The 20,038-nt window shown below is 67.6% G+C and carries 17 protein-coding genes; 12 read left to right on the top strand and 5 right to left on the bottom strand.

What is annotated here, in order from left to right; translation table 11 throughout:
* Positions 1 to 9: 9 nt before the first annotated feature.
* The 6 genes from ACWDPV_RS00740 to ACWDPV_RS00715 all read left to right on the top strand — a co-directional run bounded on the left by ACWDPV_RS00740 (position 10) and on the right by ACWDPV_RS00715 (position 9,923).
* Complete coding sequence (locus tag ACWDPV_RS00740; RefSeq protein ID WP_449741363.1) at positions 10 to 1,689, top strand: FAD-dependent oxidoreductase; 1,680 nt, start codon at positions 10 to 12, stop codon at positions 1,687 to 1,689.
* Positions 1,690 to 1,717: 28 nt separating this feature from the next.
* The gene (locus ACWDPV_RS00735; protein ID WP_348806772.1) at positions 1,718 to 3,025 is read left to right on the top strand and encodes a glycosyltransferase family 4 protein; all 1,308 of its coding nucleotides are present in this window, start codon (positions 1,718 to 1,720) and stop codon (positions 3,023 to 3,025) included.
* A complete protein-coding gene (locus tag ACWDPV_RS00730) occupies positions 3,019 to 3,732 on the top strand; it encodes a class I SAM-dependent methyltransferase (RefSeq protein ID WP_348806773.1) in 714 nt (237 codons plus the stop codon). Before ACWDPV_RS00735 ends, ACWDPV_RS00730 begins: the two co-directional genes overlap by 7 nt.
* A complete protein-coding gene (locus tag ACWDPV_RS00725) occupies positions 3,729 to 4,766 on the top strand; it encodes a prenyltransferase/squalene oxidase repeat-containing protein (RefSeq protein ID WP_348806774.1) in 1,038 nt (345 codons plus the stop codon). Before ACWDPV_RS00730 ends, ACWDPV_RS00725 begins: the two co-directional genes overlap by 4 nt.
* A 312-nt stretch (positions 4,767 to 5,078) precedes the next feature.
* Positions 5,079 to 8,996: an nSTAND1 domain-containing NTPase gene (locus ACWDPV_RS00720; protein ID WP_449741362.1), complete on the top strand. Its 3,918-nt coding sequence runs from the start codon at positions 5,079 to 5,081 to the stop codon at positions 8,994 to 8,996.
* 69 nt (positions 8,997 to 9,065) lie between these two features.
* Positions 9,066 to 9,923, top strand: a complete 858-nt coding sequence (locus ACWDPV_RS00715; protein ID WP_449741361.1) for an LLM class F420-dependent oxidoreductase — start codon at positions 9,066 to 9,068, stop codon at positions 9,921 to 9,923.
* Positions 9,924 to 9,962: 39 nt separating this feature from the next.
* Here ACWDPV_RS00715 and ACWDPV_RS00710 read toward each other — a convergent pair whose 3' ends face one another.
* The gene (locus tag ACWDPV_RS00710; protein ID WP_449741360.1) at positions 9,963 to 10,565 is read right to left on the bottom strand and encodes a TetR/AcrR family transcriptional regulator; all 603 of its coding nucleotides are present in this window, start codon (positions 10,563 to 10,565) and stop codon (positions 9,963 to 9,965) included.
* A gap of 100 nt (positions 10,566 to 10,665) precedes the next feature.
* Here ACWDPV_RS00710 and ACWDPV_RS00705 point away from each other — a divergent pair, with 100 nt between their 5' ends.
* From ACWDPV_RS00705 to ACWDPV_RS00695, 3 genes are read left to right on the top strand one after another with little or no spacing between them, the layout of a single operon-like run.
* On the top strand, positions 10,666 to 12,057 hold the full coding sequence (locus ACWDPV_RS00705; RefSeq protein WP_449741359.1) for a flavin-containing monooxygenase: 1,392 nt from the start codon (positions 10,666 to 10,668) through the stop codon (positions 12,055 to 12,057).
* On the top strand, positions 12,054 to 12,992 hold the full coding sequence (locus ACWDPV_RS00700) for an alpha/beta hydrolase (protein WP_348806779.1): 939 nt from the start codon (positions 12,054 to 12,056) through the stop codon (positions 12,990 to 12,992). The genes ACWDPV_RS00705 and ACWDPV_RS00700 overlap by 4 nt, the downstream gene beginning before the upstream one ends.
* Positions 12,989 to 13,744 carry an SDR family NAD(P)-dependent oxidoreductase gene (locus tag ACWDPV_RS00695; protein ID WP_449741358.1) on the top strand — a complete coding sequence of 252 codons (756 nt, stop codon included), beginning with the start codon at positions 12,989 to 12,991 and terminating at the stop codon, positions 13,742 to 13,744. Before ACWDPV_RS00700 ends, ACWDPV_RS00695 begins: the two co-directional genes overlap by 4 nt.
* Before the next feature lie 138 nt (positions 13,745 to 13,882).
* Here ACWDPV_RS00695 and ACWDPV_RS00690 read toward each other — a convergent pair whose 3' ends face one another.
* Positions 13,883 to 14,581: a class I SAM-dependent methyltransferase gene (locus ACWDPV_RS00690; RefSeq protein WP_449741357.1), complete on the bottom strand. Its 699-nt coding sequence runs from the start codon at positions 14,579 to 14,581 to the stop codon at positions 13,883 to 13,885.
* Positions 14,582 to 14,640: 59 nt separating this feature from the next.
* On the opposite strand from ACWDPV_RS00690, the gene ACWDPV_RS00685 reads away from it, so the two are divergent.
* Positions 14,641 to 15,609: an NADPH:quinone oxidoreductase family protein gene (locus ACWDPV_RS00685; protein WP_449741356.1), complete on the top strand. Its 969-nt coding sequence runs from the start codon at positions 14,641 to 14,643 to the stop codon at positions 15,607 to 15,609.
* 74 nt (positions 15,610 to 15,683) lie between these two features.
* The gene (locus ACWDPV_RS00680; RefSeq protein WP_449741355.1) at positions 15,684 to 15,953 is read left to right on the top strand and encodes a DUF2277 domain-containing protein; all 270 of its coding nucleotides are present in this window, start codon (positions 15,684 to 15,686) and stop codon (positions 15,951 to 15,953) included.
* 518 nt (positions 15,954 to 16,471) lie between these two features.
* Here the strand turns inward: ACWDPV_RS00680 and ACWDPV_RS00675 are convergent.
* Genes ACWDPV_RS00675 through ACWDPV_RS00665 form a run of 3 tightly spaced genes read right to left on the bottom strand, consistent with a single transcriptional unit; the run spans position 16,472 to position 19,138 of the window.
* On the bottom strand, positions 16,472 to 17,407 hold the full coding sequence (locus tag ACWDPV_RS00675; RefSeq protein ID WP_449741354.1) for an amidohydrolase family protein: 936 nt from the start codon (positions 17,405 to 17,407) through the stop codon (positions 16,472 to 16,474).
* A 24-nt stretch (positions 17,408 to 17,431) separates the two neighbouring features.
* Positions 17,432 to 18,436 (bottom strand): alcohol dehydrogenase catalytic domain-containing protein, encoded by a 1,005-nt coding sequence (locus ACWDPV_RS00670; protein WP_449741353.1) that lies wholly within the window; start codon positions 18,434 to 18,436, stop codon positions 17,432 to 17,434.
* A gap of 42 nt (positions 18,437 to 18,478) precedes the next feature.
* Positions 18,479 to 19,138: a PaaI family thioesterase gene (locus ACWDPV_RS00665; RefSeq protein WP_449741352.1), complete on the bottom strand. Its 660-nt coding sequence runs from the start codon at positions 19,136 to 19,138 to the stop codon at positions 18,479 to 18,481.
* 111 nt (positions 19,139 to 19,249) lie between these two features.
* Here ACWDPV_RS00665 and ACWDPV_RS00660 point away from each other — a divergent pair, with 111 nt between their 5' ends.
* On the top strand, positions 19,250 to 20,023 hold the full coding sequence (locus ACWDPV_RS00660) for a lysophospholipid acyltransferase family protein (RefSeq protein ID WP_449741351.1): 774 nt from the start codon (positions 19,250 to 19,252) through the stop codon (positions 20,021 to 20,023).
* Positions 20,024 to 20,038 lie beyond the last annotated feature (15 nt).

Genomic DNA, 20,038 nt, shown 5'->3' with positions numbered 1-20,038 from the left:
AAACCGCAGATGGCGCATGTGATCACTCGACCGTGTTGCAACGATGCATCGTGCGTGAGTGTGTGTCCGGTGAACTGCATTCACCCGACGCCGGACGAGCCGGAGTTCTTCACCGCCGAGATGCTCTTCATCGATCCCGAGACCTGCATCGACTGCGGGGCGTGCATCGACGAATGTCCGGTCGAGGCGATCATCCCGGACGATCAGCTCTCCGAACGCGACGAGCCGTACCTGCAGATCAACGCCGACTACTACAACGATCACGACGTCGAGGGCGGGCTGGTACCGCCCAAGAAGTCGCCGCAACTACCCGACAAGCCACTGCACGTGGCGATCGTCGGCGCCGGCCCGGCCGCGTTCTACGCCGCCGAGGGACTCGTCCGCAAACAGCAGGTCAGCGTCGACATGTTCGACCGGCTGCCCACGCCGTACGGTCTGGTCCGCGCGGGTGTCGCACCCGATCACGCGGCCACCAAGGGCGTCGAGGCGGGATTCGCCACCGTCGCCGCCAAGAAGAACTTCAGCTACTTCCTCAACGTCGAGGTCGGCAAACACATCACCCAGGACGAACTCGCCGAGCGCTATCACGCGGTCATCTACGCGGTCGGCGCGCCGACCGACAAACGACTCGGCGTCGAGGGGGAGGACCTGCCGAACTCGTTGCCCGCCACCGAGTTCGTGGCCTGGTACAACGGGCACCCCGACTACGTGAACCTGTCCGTCGACCTGTCGGCGGAGCGCGCGGTCGTCGTCGGCAACGGCAACGTCGCCCTGGACGTGGCGCGCATCCTCGTCAGTGATCCCGACGAGCTTGCCGGCACCGACATCGCCGACCACGCGCTGGCCGCGTTGCGGGACTCGAAGATCACCGAGGTCGTGCTGTTGGCCCGCCGCGGTGTCGCGCAGGCCGCGTACACCAACAGCGAGTTCCTGGCCCTCGGCGATGTGGACGGCGTCGACGTCGTCATCGATCCCGACGAACTCGTCCTCGACCCGGCCACCGAGTCCGCCTACGACGACGGCACCCTGGATTCGACGATCACCACCAAGATCCGGCTGGCCCGTGAGTTCGCCGAACGTCCGGCCACCCCCGGCAACCGGCGCATCGTGTTCCGCTTCCTCGCCTCGCCGGTGGCGATCACCGGTGGCAACGGTGTCGAGACCCTGACCTGTGTACGCAACACCTATGCCGACGCGACCGGGCCGAGTGCCGCGGTCACGCCGACCGGCGAGACGTTCGACATCGACGCCGGGTTGGTCCTGCGGGCCATCGGATATCGTGGCGTACCGGTCACCGACCTGCCGTTCGACGAGGGGCACGGGGTGGTCCCCAACGCCGCGGGCCGGGTGCAGGCCGCCGCCGACGGCGACGTCATCAGCGGGTTGTACGTCGCCGGCTGGATCAAGCGCGGTGCCACCGGCGGTATCGGGCGCAACCGTCTGTGCGGTCAGGAAACGGCCGAGTCGGTGATCGCCGACTTCGTGGCCGGAACCCTGCCGGAGCCGACCATCTCCCGCGAGGGCGTCGCCGACCTGGTGGCCGACCGCGGTGCACACCGCATCGATCTCGCCGGGTGGAAGCGCATCGACCAGGCAGAACGCACCGCCGGTAAGACCGGAGGCCGTCGACGTGTGAAGCTTGTGGACATCACTGCGCTGGAAGCAGCGGCGCAGTCCGAACCGGCCTGACGGCTCGAGAGAAACGGGGACCAGATCAGTGCGCGTCGCATTGTTGTCGTATCGCAGCAAGCCGCATTGCGGGGGCCAGGGAGTGTACGTCCGGCATCTGAGCCGTGAACTCGCGCTTCTCGGGCACGAGGTGGAGATCTTCTCCGGGCAGCCCTATCCCGAACTGGATCAGGTGGCGATCGACGCGGGTGTGACCCTCACCAAGGTGCCCAGCCTCGGTCTGTACGACGAGCCGGACCCGTTCCGGACGCCGCGGCCCGGCGAGTACCGCGACTGGATCGACGCCCTCGAGGTCTCCTCGATGTGGACGGCCAGCTTCGGCGAGCCGCTCACCTTCTCGCTGCGGGTGGCGCGGCTGCTCGCCGACCGCCGCGACGACTTCGACATCGTCCACGACAACCAGTGCCTCGGGTACGGGCTGTTGCAGATCCAGAAGGCCGGCTTCCCGCTGATCGCGACGATCCATCACCCCATCACCCGCGACCGCACCCTCGCGGTCAAGGCGGCCAAGGGCTGGCGCAAGATCACCGCGTGGCGGTGGCATTCGTTCCTGCGGATGCAGGGCCGGGTGTCGCGTCGGATTCCCGAGTTGCTGACCGTCTCACGCAGCAGCGAGGTCGACATCCGCAAGGCCTTCGACATCCCGTCCGGCCGCATCACCACCATCCCGCTGGGCGTCGACACCGAGGTGTTCCGTCCCGGCGCGGCCCGCGAGCCGGGCCGAATCGTGTGCGTGGCCAGCGCCGACGCCCCACTCAAGGGCGTGTCCTATCTGTTGGAGGCCGTCGCGAAGCTGGCCGCCGAACGGGACGTGAAGCTCACCCTGGTCTCCAAGCTGGACCCGAACGGTCCGTCGGCACGACTCATCGACGAACTCGCGATCGGTGATCGCGTCGAACTGGTCTCGGGACTCTCCGATGAGGAGATGGCGCATCTGATGGCGTCGGCGGAGGTGGCCGTGGTGCCGTCGCTGTACGAAGGGTTCTCGTTGCCGGCCGTCGAGGCGATGGGCTGTGGCACCCCGCTGGTGGCCACCCGCGCCGGGGCGATCCCCGAGGTCGTCGGCACCGACGGCACCGCGGCGCGGCTGGTCCGGCCCCGCGACTCCGGGGCATTGGCGCAGGCCATCGCGACGTTACTCGACGACGCCGACCTGCGTGCCCGGATGGGTGCGGCCGGGCGCGCCCGCGTGGAGGAACGCTACAGCTGGGCGGCCGTCGCCGCCCAGACCGCCGAGCATTACCGCACGGTCCTCGATCGTGTGGCACGAGAGAAGGCGTCCGGGCAGACAACGACATCCGGGCAGGGAACGACAGAGGAGACGAGTGCGTGCTGACAGTTGACTTCGACCGGCTGGGTGTGGGTCCGCAGACCAAGGCGATCGACATCGGGGCGGGACAAGGCAGGCATTCGTTCGAGATGTTCCGGCGCGGAGCCGACGTCATCGCCTTCGACATGTCCGAGTCGGATATGTCCGACGTCGGCGAGATGTTCGACGCCATGATGGCCGAGGGACACGTGCCCGCCGAGGCGAAGGCGCGTGCCGAGGTCGGCGATGCGCTGCGGCTGCCGTACGCCGACAACACATTCGACGTCGTGCTGATGTCGGAGATCCTCGAGCACATCCCGTCCGACGAGGCGGCCATCGCCGAGATGGTGCGGGTGCTGCGTCCGGGTGGGCTGGCCGCGGTCACAGTGCCGCGGTACTGGCCGGAGAAGGTGTGCTGGGCGCTCTCGGATGAGTACCACGAGGTCGAGGGCGGCCACGTCCGCATCTACAAGGCCTCCGAACTCGCCGGCAAGCTGACCGCCGCCGGCCTCGAGGTCACCGGCACCGACCACGCGCACGCCCTGCACGCCCCGTACTGGTGGCTCAAGTGCGCCGTCGGCGTCGAGAACGACAACAACCTGCTGGTCAAGGGCTATCACCAGCTGCTGGTGTGGGACATGATGAGCAAGCCGTGGCTGACCCGGGTGGGTGAGCAGGTCCTCAATCCCGTCATCGGCAAGTCCGTCGCCCTGTATCTGCGCAAGCCGGAATGAGGCGCATACCTGCCATCGCAGGTGTGCTGACCGCCGAGCAGGTCGTCGCGACCGGCGCCGCCATCGTCGGCATGCAGGAGGATTCGGGGGCGTTGCCGTGGTTTCCCGGCGGCAAGACCGACCCGTGGGATCACATCGAATCGGCGATGGCGCTGACGGTGACCGGGTTCCACGCCGAGGCCGAGGCCGCCTACGACTGGTCGCGGCGACATCAGCGCCCCGACGGGTCGTGGCCGATCACCACGGTCTGCGGAGAGGTCACCGACCCGGGCATCGACTCCAACTTCTGCGCCTACATCGCGGTCGGGGTGTGGCATCACCACGTCATCACCGGTGACGACGCCTTCCTGGAACGCATGTGGCCGACGGTGTGGTCGGCGATCAACCTGGTGTGCAAGTTCCAGCGGCCCGACGGCGCGTTCCGATGGGGTGGCGATCACCGCACCCACGCGATGTTCGACGAGGCGCTCCTCACCGGCAACGCCAGCATCTATCAGTCCCTCGACGCGGCGATCCGCATCGCCGCCGCGGTCGGGCAACCCGACGCGGAGTGGGTGGCCGCCTTCGACAAACTCGGTGACGCGTTCCGCAACCGCATCGACGTCTTCGAGGACCCGTCGGAGCACTCGATGGACTGGTACTACCCGGTGCTCGGCGGCGCGATCCGCGGGCAGGCCGGCCAGGAGCTGATCGCCCGACGGTGGGAGGAGTTCGTCGTCGACGGCCAGGGCTGCCGCTGCGTCGATCACCGGCCGTGGGTCACCGGAGCGGAAACCTCCGAACTCGCGCTCGCCCTCGACGCGCTCGGTGACACCGGCGACGCCATCGAGTTGATCGCGTCGATCCAGCATCTGCGTGACCCCGACGGCTCGTACTGGACGGGTCTGGTCTACGCCGACGGCAAACGGTGGCCGGTGGAGAAGAGTTGTTGGACGTCGGCCGCGGTGGTCCTCGCCGCCGATGCGGTGAGCCGATGCTCGGCGGCCAACGGCATCTTCCGCGACGTCGGTGATCGGCTGCCCGCGCGGCGCTGATTGCTCTTAATGAATGCGCTCTCGCCGCCGACCCCGCACGACGACGAGAGCGCATCCCCCGACACTCCACCCGATGGCCCGATCGCTACCGGGGAGTGACTCAAGTCAACGTCACCGGCGGATGCCCGTGCCAATCCGGATCCGGAAAACTGGACATAGTCGCAGCTAGACTGTCCGGACGAGTTTTCCGGACCGGAAAAAAGTCTCGTCTGATGTGGAGTACATGATCCACTCCGACTTGTCCCGGCGGAACCGGGTTCGTACATTCGTGACCAGAAGCGCGGTCGGGGGTTGCCGCGACGGGGAGGATTCATGACGACGCGCCGAGCGGATGCGCCTGCGGCCGATGCGCCCGCACGGTTCGGTGCGCATCTGCTCGCGTTGTTCGCCTCGGCCGGATCCCCGACCCTCGCGTCGACCGTCAGCGGTGCGGCGCGGCTGTCGCCGGGACGTGCCGAGGTGACGGTGCAACGCCTGTCCGACTGGCGTCGCGGACGCCACCTGCCGGCCAGTTTCGAAACCCTCGAGCCCGTCCTCGCCTGGCTGATCCTGCAGGCGCAGTCGAAGGGTGCCGACGCCCCGGGGCTGGCCGAGTGGCAGCGGTGGTGGTCGGCCGCGCGCAGCACCCGCGCCACCGACCGGACGCCCCAACCGGCGCCCGACATCCCGACCCCGGTGTTGCCCTATCGCGGTCTGGACGTCATGACCGCGGCCGACTCGGCGGTCTTCTTCGGACGTGAACGGGTACTCGACGAACTCGTCGGACTCGTCGACGCGGCCGCCGCCCACGCCGACCGGACGCCTGCGGTGGTCATCGTCACCGGGGTGTCCGGGGCGGGGAAATCGTCGTTGCTGCGCGCCGGCATCGCGCGGATCGCCGCGCGGCCCGAACACCGATGGTCGGTGCGGGTTCGCCTGGCGATCGCCCTCACCGACGAGGCCGACGAGACCGGGCGCTCCGACGCCGGTGCGGGCACCCCGGACGGCGAGGAGCCCGATACCGGGCACGCGGACGCGGATCGTCTGACGATCCACGTCGTCGACCAGATCGAACAGGTCCTCGTCGGCGAGTCCCGGCACAGCACGCGGGTGCAGCGACTCATCGACGCGCTCACCGAGCTGGCGTCGACACCGGGGCACGTGGTCGTCGTGGGTGCGCGTGCCGACATGTACGAACGGTGCTCGACGATCGAACCACTCGCCACGGCGTGGCAACGGCGATCCATCGTGGTGCCGCCGCTGACCGACAAGGAACTCGAAGAGGTCATCGCCGGACCGGCCCGACTGTCCGGGATCCGCGTCGACAAGGGACTCGCGCCGACGATCCTGTCCGACCTCCGTGGCCTCGGCGGGCTCGGCGGTCAGCGCGGGCCCGTCGAGGACCGGGCCGGGCAATTACCGCTGGTCGCGCACGTGCTCGCGGAGATGTGGTCCGCGCGTGGCGGCGGCATGCTGACCGTCGCCGGCTATCACGCCGCCGGTGGGGTCGCCTCGGCGATCTCCGACACCGCGGAGAAGACGTGGCAGGCCTTCGACCCCGCACAACAGCGGATCGCCGAACGATTGCTGCGATCGCTGATCCACATCTCCGACGGTGTCACCGCCCGCCGTCCCCGCACGCTGGCCGAACTGACCGCGGGGGAGACCGACCGCGCGGCCACCGTCGCAGTCATCGAGGCGCTCGCCGAGTCACGACTGATCACCGTCTCCGACCAGCAGGTGCAGATCATCCACGACGTGGTGCTCACCGCGTGGCCACGGCTCGACGACCTCATCGAACGCACCCGGGAGATCGCGCCGGTCCTCGAGCGCGTCGACGCCGACGCGGCCGAATGGGACCGGCAGGGCCGTGAGACGTCGTTGCTCTACAACCCGAACCGCTATGCGTGGGCGTCGCCGGTGCTCGACGACCCGATCGCCCCGACGCTCACCCGCGACTACCTCGCGGCATCGCGACGCAATATCGACAGCCAGCGTCGACGCCGGCGGTGGGGTATCGCCGCGGTGGCCCTGCTGGCCGTGATCTCGGTGGTCGCGGCGATTATCGCGATCGTCTCCAACGCCGCCCTGGCCCGGGAGAGCAACGACGCGAAGTTCTCGGCATTGCTGTCGACGGCCGGGCGTCTCGCACAGACCGACCCGGGTCTGGCCGCGCACCTCGCGGTCGGGGCGTGGCGGATCCGGCCCGACGATCCGCTCGCGCAGATGCGGGTGCTGCAGACCCAGCAGTTGCCGCTGCCCTCGCCCGCGCAGGCCGCGCATGCCGGATCGATCTACGACATGATGGCCAATCCGTCGAAATCGTTGCTGGCCACGGCGAGCTACGACAAGACGGTCCGGCTGTGGGCGGCCGGCGATCCGAGCCGGATCAGCGCCGCATCACCGCCGATGGGCGGGTACAGCTCCTTCGTCACCTCGGTGGACTTCGCGCCCCAGGGTGATCGGCTCGCCTCCGCCGACGGTGACGGTCACATCACCGTGTGGGACATCGGCGACGTCGCGCGGCCGCGTCGGATCTCGGAGCTGGATTCGCCGTTCGGGTCGGGGACGTCCTACATCCTGCGATACAACCGGGCCGGCACGCTGCTCGCCACCACCCACGACAACGGGGTGGTGACCCTGTGGGACACCACCGCTCCCGGCGGGTATCGCGCGATCTCCGCGGTCCGCGGTTTCGACGGCCCGGTCCGGACGGTCGCGATCAGTGATGTCGCACCGATCATGGTCGTCGGGTCCGACGACGGCACCATCGGCGTCGTCGACATCAGCAACCCGAGCACCCCGGAGCTGATCGCACGGATCCGCGACGGGGTGGACAGCGGATGGCATTCGGTGGCGGTGTCTCCCGACGGTCGGCTCGTGGCCGCCGGGCGCGACGACGGTGAGGTGGCGATCTGGAGCATCGCCAACCCGCGCGCGCCGGCCGAATTGCGTCGGGTGCGTGCCCACGATGCCGCGATCTGGTCGGTGAGCTTCGCCGACGACGGACGATCACTGGTGTCGGCGGGCCTCGACGGTACCGCCAAACGCTGGGACGTCAGCACCGACGGCAACGCCGGATCGCCCAATCTGCTCACCGCCCTCGGCGTTCCGATGCGCACCACCGGCGGGGCGTTCTTCACCGCGCTGGAATTACGCCCGCACGTCGTGCTCACCGCGGGCGGTGCGGGAACCGTGCAGTCGTGGGACATCCCGTCCTCACCCACTCCTGCTCATACCCTGCCGATCACGCGGACCTCGGTCAGCGCCGACGGAAAGATCCTGGCCACCAGCGGCGCCGACCAGAAGGTGTTGCTCTGGGATCTGAGCACCGGCACCCCCACCGAACTGTCCCAGATCCGGCGACCACTGCGTCCCAGCGGCGGGTACGTCGCGGCCTTCAACCGGACCGGCACCGTCCTGGCGACCGCATTCACCAATGGTGGCGAGGTCGAGTTGTACGACATCTCCGACCCGCGAAGTCCGCAGCAGACCGCGACCCTGCGCCTGGACACCAGACACGCCTTCCCCCTGGCGTTCTCGCCGTCGACGGGCATGTTGGTGACCGGCAGCGATGACAACTCCCTGCAGCTGTGGGATGTGTCGAATCCGCGGGCACCCACCGAGATCGGGCCCCCCGTCGCCGCGGCGGAGGGCTTCGTCGAGGATGTCGACTTCAGTCCGGACGGTTCGAGTCTCGCCGTCGCCGACGCCCGCCACCGCATCACGCGCTGGCACGTCAGCGACCCCGACAATCCGACGGAGGTGCAGGTGGTCACGTCGCCGCAGGGTGCGGTGAACGCGGTCGAGTTCAGTCCGGACGGCAAATACCTGTACGCCGGTGACGACGATCAGAAGATCTCGGTCATCGACGTCGGATCGAGTTCGATGGCGCGGGTGTCGGTGCCGGCGGGCGTACGGGTGAGTTCGCTGTCGATCGCGAGTGACGGCAAGACCCTCGTCGTCGGCGGCACCCAGACCATCCAGCTGTGGAACATCAGCGATCCGGTCGCGCCGACGCCGATCGCGCCCGATGAGTCGATCACCTCGGAATCGGTCTATGTGCGTGAGCCGACGATCGACCCGCAGAACACCATCTACGCCGGTGGCAGCTCCGACCTGCAGTGGTGGACGATCGACGTGGAGGCCGTCGCCGACCGCGTGTGTACCGCCGAGGGCGGCATCGACCGGCAGACATGGGATGCCTTCGCCGAGGGCGTCGACTACGTCGACGTGTGTCCCGGCAGCTGACGGGGCTCGATCGCGGAAAACTGCAACAGGTTCTAGACAGGTGTCCAGGAGGCTGTCTATTCTGAGCGCATGGAATTCGGGATCGTTCAGTTCACCAGTGACCGCGGACTCGCGCCGCAGGTCCTCGCCCCACTGATCGAGGAGGCCGGCTTCGCGTCGTACTTCGTGCCCGAGCACGGGCACATCCCGACCCGTCGAGACGCCGCGCATCCCCGGACCGGCGATGCGACGCTGCCCGACGACCGCTACATGCGCACCCTCGACCCGTGGACGACGCTGGCGGCCGCTGCCGCGGTGACCGAACGCATCCGGCTGGCCACCGCGGTCGCGCTGCCGGTGCAATCCGACCCGATCACCCTGGCCAAGACGCTCGCCACCCTCGACCACATCTCCGGCGGCCGGGTCACCCTCGGCGTCGGATTCGGTTGGAACCTCGACGAATTGGCCGATCACCACGTGCCGCCGAAGCGGCGCCGCACGATGCTGCGCGAGTACCTCGAGGCGATGCGCGCCCTGTGGACCGACGAGGAGGCCGAATACCACGGCGAATTCGTCGATTTCGGCCCCAGCTGGGCATGGCCAAAACCGCCCCAGGGGGCATTGCCCACGCTCGTCGGTGCCGCTGGCAACGAGAAGAACTTCACGTGGATCGCCCGCAGTGCCGACGGCTGGATCACCACCCCCGGCGAGGCCGACATCGAAGGCTCGGTGGCACTGCTGCACCAGATCTGGTCCGACGCCGGCCGCAGCGGCGATCCCGAGATCGTGGTCCTCGACTTCAAGCCGATCCCCGAGAAGCTGGAGAAGTGGCGCGAGATCGGAGTCACGACAGTGCTTTACGGCCTCCCCGACGACACCGTCGAACGCGCGTCCGGCTACCTGGCCAAGCTGGCCGGAAAGCTGGGATTGGCTCCGGCGCCGGTGTAACCCGGCTGCGCTGACAAGGTTGGGTCGACTGCTTGGAGCTCACAGTTCCGGCGCGACCCGCAGGCCGGGCATGACGAATCGGTCGATCTGGCGCCGCACCGATACGGGGTCGTCGGCGTCGACGGTGGCGCCGGGGGTGGTGCCGATGCTGATCAGGATGCGGGCGACCCATTCGGAGACCTCGTCGGGATCGTGGGCGGCGTGCACCTCCCGTCGTTCGATGGCGGCCTCCACAAACGGCTTCCAGAACAGGGCGAGGTCGGGGACGAGGGCGGTCACACCCGCTCCGGCGCAAGCGGCGAACTCGTCCGGCTCGTCGGTGCGCAGGCGCAGCAGCAGTGTCCCCGGGTCGTCGTAGGCGCCGCGCCCGATGCGGACCCCGGCGGTGAGTTGTCCGGCGAAGGTGCCCAGTTCGTCGAGTTCGGTTCGTGCGTCGGTCCAGAATGATTCGGTGAGCCGGACGATCGCGGCGCCCACCATCGCCTGCTTGTCCGCAAAGTGGCGGTACAGCCACGCCCGTGACACTCCGGCGAGGTCGGCGACCTGCTGCACCGTGGTCCCCCGGATTCCGCGTTCGGCGAGCATTTTCTCGGTCGCGTCGAGAAGCCGATCGGTGACCGAGGTCGTCGGGGCGGGAGTCATGCCACCAGACTCTAGTAGACAGTTCTGTGAAACTGTGTACTTCACCCACCCTGGTGCGGTAGACAGATCTGGAGATCTGTCAACAACCCTAGGGGGTCCCATGCGTGTTGCCACCCCACGCACTGCCATCATCGGCGCCGGAATCAGCGGACTGACCGCTGGAAAGATGCTGTCGGACTACGGCGTCGACTACACCTGCTTCGAATCGTCCGATCGGATCGGCGGGAACTGGGCATTCGGCAATCCCAACGGTCACTCCAGTGCCTACCGATCGCTGCACATCGACACGTCGAAACATCAACTCTCCTTCCGGGATTTCCCGATGCCTGCGGACTATCCGGACTTCCCGCACCACACCCAGATCAAGCAGTACCTCGACGACTACGCCGACGCATTCGGATTGCTGGACAACATCGAATTCGAGAACGGGATCACCCACGCGCGGCGGCTCGACGGAGGTGGTTGGGAACTCCAGACGCAGAGCGGGACGACCCGCCCATTCGATCTGCTCGTCGTGGCGAACGGCCACCACTGGGATCCGCGCTACCCCGACTTCCCCGGCGAGTTCGCCGGGATCACCATGCACGCACATCACTACATCGATCCGCGGACCCCACATGACTTCTCCGGCAAGCGGATTCTGGTCGTCGGCCTGGGTAACAGCGCCGCCGACATCGCGGTGGAGTTGTCGTCGAAGGCCCTCGACAACGAGTTGACCTTGTCCACCCGCTCGGGTGCATGGATCGTACCCAAGTACTTTGCCGGGCAGCCTGCGGACAAGTACTACCGCATGAGTCCGCACATCCCTTCTTCGTGGCAACGCAAGTTCATGCAGGTGATGCAGCCACTGACCGCCGGGCATCCCGAGGACTACGGCTTGCCGACGCCGAACCACAAGTTCTTCGAGGCGCATCCCACGCAGTCGGTCGAGCTGCCGCTCCGACTCGGTTCCGGCGACATCACCGCCAAGCCCAACATCGATCGATTCGACGGCGACACAGTGTATTTCGAGGACGGGTCATCGCGCGACTTCGATATCATCATCTATGCCACGGGATACAACATCACCTTTCCGTTCTTCGATCGGGACTTTCTGAGCGCTCCGGACAACCGCATCGACCTGTACAAGCGGATGTTCGCGCCGGGTATCGACGATGCGGTCTTCATCGGCTTCGCGCAGGCCACACCGACGCTATTTCCGTTCGTGGAGTGTCAGACCCGGTTGCTCGGGGCGTACGCGGTCGGGCAGTACCGGCTGCCGCCGGAGGATGAGATGAGGCGGGTGATCGACGACGATACGCACTTCTATACCGGCCACATGCTCGACCGGCCGCGGCATACCCAGCAACTCGACCACTACCTGTACGAACACAACATGAGGACCAAGGAGATTCCGCAGGGCCGGGAGCGTGCACAACGCCGTGGTCCCCAGCGCTGGGCGAATGTGGCCGAGAGCGCCGCCCACGATGACGTCCTACAGGAGGCACGATGACGACGATCGACACCCGCCGCGACGTCGAGTTCATCTCGGACGGAACACGATGTGCCGCATGGCTCTTCCCGGCGCCGGAGACTTCGCCGTTCCGTACCGACTCAGGTGTTCCCGTCGTCGTGATGGCCCACGGATTCTGTGGCACCAAGGATTCCGGGCTCGAACCGTACGCCCGGGCGTTGGCCGATGCCGGCCTCGCGGTCTTCGCCTTCGACTACCGCCACTTCGGCTTGTCGGAAGGTCAACCACGCCAACGGGTGTCGATGTCCGGTCAGGTCGCCGACTATCACGCCGCGATCGACGCGGTCGCCACCCAGCCGGGGGTCGACGGCGGTCGGGTGATTCTGTGGGGACTGTCGCAATCCGGCGGGCACGTCCTCATCGTCGCCGCCGAACGCGCCCGCCGCGGCGATGACGATGTCGCAGCCGTGATCTCGATGGTTCCGATGGTCAGTGGTATCGCGGCCGGTGCTCACCACTACCCACAGGTGGGTGCGGCGTCGATGCTGCGAACGACCGGAGTCGGGATCGCAAGTGCGTTGGGCGCCAAGCTCGGTCGTGATCCGGTGATGATGCCGGTGGTCGGCAGGCCGGGGGAGCGGGCCGCGCTCACCTCCGACGGCTATCTCGAGGACTACCAGAGGATCGCCGGACCGTCGTGGCGTAACGAGGTCGACGCCTCCATCGGGCTGGAACTCGGCAACTACCGCGCCGACAAGCACGCCGCCGACGTCGCGGCTCCGGTGCTGATGCAGATCGCCGACTTCGACCGTGGCGCACCACCATACGCGGCGGCCAAGGCAGGATTCGCCGCGCGCGCCGAGCTCCGTCACTATCCCTGCGATCACTTCGGCATCTTCGCCGACGTGGACGACTCCTGGTTCGACACCGCGGTGACACACCAGATCGGCTTCCTGGAAAGGCATCTCGGATGAGCGCGGCGCTGGTCATCGGCGGGGCGTCAGGAATCGGGCGGGCCACCGCGACGCGCCTGCACGAGGTGGGGCATCGGGTGATCGTCGCCGACATCAACGGCGACGCCGCGCAGCTCGCCGCGGAGGAACTCGGTGGCGAGAGTACCGCCATCCGCCTCGACGTCTCCGACGAAGACTCTGTCGCAAAGGGTTTCGAGGATGCCGACGATCTCGCCGTGGTGGTGAACTGTGCCGGCCTGTCCATGCCCGGCGCACTCGTCGATCTGGAACTCGACCACTGGCGAACCACCGTCGACGTCTGTCTCACCGGAACCTTTCTGGTGCTCAAACACGCCGGCCGGAACATCGTCGACGGCGGCTCGATCATCTGCGTCGCCTCGCTCAACGGCCGCCAACCCGGCGCGGGAATGGGTGCCTACTGTGCGGCGAAGGCCGGGGTCTTGATGCTCATCGAGGTGGCCGCGCTGGAACTGGCCGAACGCGGGGTGCGCGTCAATGCCGTCTCCCCGGGTCTGGTGGACACACCGCTCACCGCCGGAATCGCCTACGTGCCCGGCCTCACTGAGGAGTACCTGGACAACACGCCGCTCGGGCGGGCCGGCACCCCCGACGACATCGCGCAGACCATCGCCTTCCTCGCCTCGGACGCGTCGACGTGGATGACCGGCGCCGCCGTCGATCTCAACGGCGGCGCACACCTCCAGCGCTACCCGGACGTGCTCGGCAAGGTGCGGGCGCTGGCGGAAGGTTGACCGAGGCCTGAGAGTCCGGCCCACCGCTGGTCGAGTAGGCCCGAGGGACGAGGGCCGTATCGAGGCCACCCCGGTGAAGCGGACAGCCCTGCCTCACCGAGACATCCGGGGTCCGCACTGTCGTGTCAGAGTGCCCGTCTATCCGCGGGGCAGGGGCTCCCCGACGACACCGGAGTCCCGACGCAGCACGCGTAGCGATCCCTCCACCCGCACCTCGGTGAACTGCCCGGTCGCCAAGGCCTGGCAATAGATCTCATACGGTGGCCGGCCGCCGTCGGCGGGATCGGGAAACACGTCGTGGATCAGCAGGGCCCCACCGACGCGCACCCAGGGCGCCCAGCCGTCGAGGTCGTTCTGTGCGGCCTCCATCGAGTGGCCGCCGTCGATGAAGACGAAGTCGACGGGCTTGCCCCACGCCCGGGCGGCGACGGTCGACGGCGCGAGCATCCCGATCACTGTCTGCTCGAGGCCCGCGTCGAACATCGTCCGGCGAAAGCGTGCGGAGGTGTCCAGCGTGCCCGCATGCGGGTCGACGAGCGACTCGTCGTGATACTCCCAGCCCGGCTGATGCTCCTCGGATCCGCGGTGATGGTCGACGGTGACGATGACCGCGCCGGCGGCTTCGGCGGCCGACCCCAGGAACACCGTCGACTTACCGCAGTAGGTGCCGATCTCCACCCCCACCTTGGTCGAATCAGACTGTGCCAGATACTCTCCGGCGATCTCGAACAATGTCTGCGCCTCGTCGAGCGGCATGAATCCGGGGGCCTCGTCGGCCACCCGGATGCGATCGGGCGAGGGGGCGGAAAGCGGCTGCGGGGCCGACGGTGCGGTCATGGCACTGATCGTAACCGTTCCCTACCGAGCGATTGTTCTCCCCGCGTAGTGTGGCTGCCATGAAAGCTCAGGTACTCACCGCAGAGAACGGTCCGTCAGCTCTCGAACTCACCGACGTCGCCGACCCGACACCCGCCGATGGCCAGGTGCTCGTCGACATCAAATCGTGCGGGATCTGCTTCCCCGACCTGCTGATGAGCCAGGGCAAGTACCAGTTGCGCATACCCACCCCGTTCACCCCGGGCACCGAGGTCGCCGGAGTGGTGCGCAGTGCACCCGAGGAGTCGTCGGTGAAGGCCGGCGACAAGGTCCTCGTCGCGTCCGTCGTGGGTGGGTTCGCCGAACAGGTCGTCGCCGCTCCCGAGCAACTCCTGCCGCTGCCCGAGGGTCTGAGCTTCGATCAGGGTGCCGCGATGGGCATCAACTACCAGACCGCGCTCTTCGCGCTGAAGGTTCGCGCGCAGACCGCACCCGGCGAGGTGGTGGGCGTGCTCGGCGCCGCCGGTGGCGTCGGCACCGCGTCGATCATGGTGGCAAAGGCCATGGGCGCCAAGGTGATAGCCATCGTGCACCGCAAGGGAGCCGAGGAATTACTGCGGGGCGCCGGCGCCGACGAGATCGTGCAACTCGAGGAAGGCTGGGGTGCCAAGCTCAAGGAGATCGCACCCGAGGGCGTCGACGTGATGATCGATCCGTCCGGCGGCGATGTCTTCGACGAGGCGCTGCGCCAGGTCTCCCCCGACGGCCGGTACGTGGTGATCGGGTTCGCCGCCGGCGGCATCCCCACCGTCAAACTCAACCGCGTCCTCTTCCGCAACATCGCCGTCGTCGGCGCGGCGTGGGGCGAGTACGTCCGCACCCACCCCGGCGTCCCGGAACTACTGCACGACGAGCTCACTGAGATGATCGCGGCGGGTATGAGTCCGCAGGTCAACACCACCTACACCCTCGATCAACTCCCCGAGGCGTTGACGGATCTGGCGCAGGGGCGGATCCTGGGCAAAGCGGTCGTCCACATCGCCGACTGAGCCCGCTCTCCTCGCTGGTCCGAGTGGTCCACGAGCGAAGCGAGGAGACGTATCGAGACCCCCGAGGAGTGCCCATGTGCCGCAACATCACCGAATTGCGCGGGTTGGAACCACCGGCCACCCACGACGAGATCGAGGCGGCCGCGCGTCAGTACGTGCGCAAGGTCAGCGGCATCCGGGCTCCCTCGGCGGCGAATGCGGAGATCTTCGAGGCGACGGTGACCGCCGTCGCCGCGGCCACCCGGGAACTGCTCGCCGAACTACCCGAGCGGCGGCAGCCGCCGAAGACGGTGCCGCCGCTACGTCGTCCTGAGGTGCAGGCGCGGATCGCGGCGCGCGGTTGACGCGCGTCGACGACGAACCTCTGTGCGGACTTCGGAGCCGAGTCGACCGGCAGGCAACTGCTGATCAGGCGTCCGGCCATCACGTCGTCCAACGGCGTGCCGATAGGTCGCCGCGACTACAACAGCACCGATTCGGCGAACGACCACGCGTTCCGCGGCGCGTCGTACCCCGGCGCGTCCCGCGCTTGCGAGGTCGAACCAATGGTCAGGGACGTTCTCGCCCGGCCGCAGCTCGCCCACGTCCAACAGATACTCCAAGGTGCGGTCCCGGCTGCGGGTGATCGTCTGAAATGCCTGCGGCACATCGTCATACGCCAGGCCGTTGGGCAATGGGTGCTTCTCATCCCACCAGGCATCCCGGCGGTACATGCTCGGCACCCGCCGTCGTAGCCGGTCCAGGGCGGAGTACTGAGATGGCGTGCGAGTGGCCATGTTTGTCGCTGGAGGAAGGTGACACGGGCCTCAGGCCGGCCGAACCCCGTCGTCAAGAATTGCGGAGCGAGGCGGGATCGGCCCCCTCACGCGCCGATCCCGAACACCTCCGCGGCGTTCTGGTAGAGCACCCCGCGCACCCATTCGTCGCCGAGGTCGAGTCGGATGACGGCCTCGAGGGCGTGGGTGTAGGTGTAGGGAATGTTCGGGAAGTCGCTGCCGAACAGAATCTTCGAGCCGATGTCACGCAGCCTGGGGCGCAGGTCCGGCGGGTACGGTGCATCTTCTTCGGAGAAGTCGGTGAACGACATCGTGGTGTCGAGCCGAACGTTCTCGTATTGCTCTGCCAGGTGCAGGAATTCGGGGTACTCCGGTGTCCCCATGTGGGCGACGATCAGTGGTAGCGACGGAAAGCGTTTCAGCAGAGCGGCAATGGGTTCCGGACCGGTGAATCGTCCTGGTGCCGGGCCACTTCCGCAGTGGGTGATCACCGGCACCTGAGAGTCGGCCAGCTGCGACCACACTCCGTCGAGCAGTGGATCGAGGGCGGAGAAGTCGCCGACCTGGATGTGGCACTTGAACACTCGTGCGCCCGCGGCGATTGCCTTCGAGACATATCCGGTGGCCGACTCCTCGGGATAGAACGTCGCGGTGTGCAGGCAGTCGGGGTGATGGGTGGCGAAGTCGGCGGCCCACCCGTTGAGCCACTCCGCCATATTTGGTTTGTGCGGGTATACCAGCGACGAGTACGCACGCACCCCGAAGGACTGCAGCGTCGCCACCCGTACGTCCTCGTCGGCGCGGTAGGTGATCGGCCACTCCCGCCCGATGAGCGGTCCGGCGGAGTCGAAGTAGGCCCAGACCTTGTCCATCACCGATCGCGGCATGAAGTGGGTGTGGACGTCGATCAGGCCGGGCAGCCCCAATCCCTGCCAGACCGCGCGTATCTGTTCGATCTCGGAGTCGCTGAACGGTGCCGGAGGATCGGGGATCGGCCGATCGGGGTGAACGTCGCTGTCCATGAGTCGACGCTACCGCGCGTCGACTCAGGGCCGAATCAGAACCTTGCGTTCCTTCTTGGGTGCACTGAGCGTCGCAAAGATCTCGGTGAGGTCGTCGAGTCCCGCGGTGCGACTGACGAACAAACCCGGATCGATCGAACCATTCATGACCGACGTTGCAGCCGTGACGAATTCGTTCTTGGTGTAGTAGGAGACGAAGTGCATCGACACCTCTTTGACCACGGCCGCGACCGGCATAAACTCATCCGGCGTCAGGCACACCCCGGCGACGACGATCCGCCCGCCGGGTGCGACGTACTCCAGTGCGGTGGCGATGATGCCGGGCTTGCCGACACATTCGATCACCACGTCGAAGGGTTCGAACGCCGACACCGCGTCGGGAGTGGTGGTCGACGTGGCGCCGAGGTCGGAGGCGGCGACGAGACGTTCGGGTACCGGATCGCTGCAGACGATCTCGCCGGCACACGACCGCGACAACCAGGCCAACGCGGCCAAACCCACCGGTCCCGCGCCGATCACCAGCACCCGATCGCCGGGCGTGATGGATGCGCGGGTCACCGCATGCAAGCCGACCGCCAGTGGCTCGGTGAGCGCTGCATCGCCCAGGCCTGCTTCAACCCCCGCCACCTCGCGCGCCCCGGGCAGCCGATCCAGTCGTACGCTCTCGGCCGCCCCGACCAGCACGAACTCCGCCAAGGACCCGGCGAGGACGCCCAGACCGAGAGTTCGCGCCGCCGGGCACCGGGCGACGTCTCCGACGAGGCAGGCGCGGCAGGAGCGACAACCGATCACCGGCATCGACGCCACCGGAGCACCCAACCAGTCGGTCAGCCCCGGTCCGGTGGCCACCACCTCGCCCGCGAACTCGTGACCCATGATCGTGCCGTCGGGGAGAAACGGCGCCGTCGAGAGATCCGATCCGCAGATGCCGGTCGCGGCCACCCGGAGCACCAGTTCGCCGACACCCGGTTCCGGATCGGCGACGTCATCGACCTGGAAGGTTCCGTTGGAGATCACCGCGGCGCGCATCGTTCAGCTCTCCTTGTCCAAGATCACCGCGGCGCGCATCGTTCAGTGCCCCTCGTCGACGTACTTGTCGGCTCTTCGCGGCATCTGCCCCGACCAGTCCCGGGGTTCGATGAACACGCCCTCGGCCTCCACGGTCACGCCGTCGGCGTCGGAGAGAGTGCCGCGGACGATCTTCTTGCGGCCGTCACGGGCGACGATGGACGCGCATGCTGTCAGCGTGCCGAGGGGCGTGGGGCGCAGGTAGCGCACCGTGATGGTGCCGGTGTAGCAGGGCACGTTGTCGAGGCTGGCGCCCTCGCCGAGCACGTGATCGAGGATCATCGCGCACACACCGCCGTGAACGTGATGGTCCGGGCCCTCGTAGGCCGCGCCGAGGGCGAACTCCGCCGACACTTCGTTGTCATGGAACCGGGTGCGCAGCGGTGGCGCTATCGCGTTGCGGACACCGATGACGGCGTTACCCCACGGCATTCCGATGAAGTCGGGGGTGTAACGCACGCCGTACGGGCCGTCGATCTGTTCGGCCCGCAACATCGCCACGACCTCGTCGATCCGTCGACGCGCCTCGCCGATCACCTCGTCGGGAACCTCGGTGCGGATGGCGGCATCGATGAGTTCGCGGACCGACTCGGTCAACGGCTCGTAGACGCCGCGGCGGCGGGCGATCTCGGCATCGGAGATGTCCTCGAGGGTGAACTGCATGGCGCCGCTCCCGGAGGTGTGCGAGTGGGACGAACTGGCAAGATCGTCTAGAACGTGTTCTAATTTACATCTAGAACGTGTTCTAGTTCTGGGAAATGCAAGGAGGCGACCATGGAGTGGGATGAGACCTGGGTGCGCCACGCGATGCCCCTGCTGTCGCTGATCTCCAAGGGATACTTCCGGTCGGATGTCCAGGGGATGGAGAAGGTACCCGACGGTGGGGCGCTGCTGATCTCCAATCATTCGGGCGGCCTGCTGGCGTTCGATGTGCCGTTGATCACGGTGGCCTTCGCCGATCACTTCGGGCCCGCGCGGCCGCTCTACACCCTCGCCCACGACATCTTGTTCCAGGTCGGTGGCGGTGCGCTGCTGAGCAAGTTCGGCTTCCTGCGCGCCCATCCGCGCAACGCGGTCGCCGCACTGGAATCGGGTGCTGCGACGCTGGTCTTCCCCGGTGGTGACTGGGATGTGATGCGACCGAGTCGCGACGACGCCAAGATCGACTTCGGCGGCCGCACCGGCTACATCCGGACCGCTCTGCAGGCCGACGTGCCGATCGTCCCGATCGTCACCATCGGCGCGCAGGAGACCCAGTGGTTCCTCACCCGGGGCGAAGGGCTGGCCACACTGCTGCGCCTGGACAAACTGTTGCGCATCAAGGGCGCGCCGTTGTCGCTCGGCTTTCCCTTCGGACTCACCGCCGGACTACCGGCGAACGTCCCGCTGCCATCCAAGATGACCACACGCGTCCTCGACCCCATCGACATCCGCGCCGAGTTCGGGACCGACCCGGACATCGCCGAGGTCGATCAGATGATCCGCAAACACATGCAACACGCCCTCGACGACCTCGCCCGCAAGCGCCGATTTCCCGTGCTCGGCTGACTCTTCCTGGATACC

The organism is Gordonia sp. NPDC003504 (assembly GCF_053587995.1).
This window is presented reverse-complemented; position numbering and strand designations above follow the sequence as displayed.